At 59.6% G+C, this 282-nt stretch carries 1 protein-coding gene; it reads left to right on the top strand.

The window, feature by feature from the left end:
• The coding region (locus tag NZ585_14950; GenBank protein MCS7081329.1) for a glycine dehydrogenase at window positions 1-282 on the top strand (282 nt) is incomplete at both ends.

A 282-nucleotide genomic window follows, 5' to 3' on the forward strand; every position in this document is an offset into this window, starting at 1 on the left:
GATGCGCGGTCTGGCCGATAGCAATTTCCACACCCAGCGCTTCCCCAGCTTTCTGGGCGCCGGTGCCTATCAGCACTTCAGCCCTTCGCTCGTCAATTACCTGATTCAGCGCGGCGAATTCCTGACCGCCTATACACCCTACCAGCCGGAAGTTTCGCAGGGCACGCTACAGGCCATCTTTGAATGGCAGAGCATGATTTGCGCACTCACCGGCATGGAAGTGGCCAACGCCTCGCACTATGACGGCGCGACCTCGATGGCCGAGGCCGTCATTATGGCCTA

The organism is Chloracidobacterium sp. (assembly GCA_025057975.1).
Lineage (GTDB): Bacteria > Acidobacteriota > Blastocatellia > Chloracidobacteriales > Chloracidobacteriaceae > Chloracidobacterium.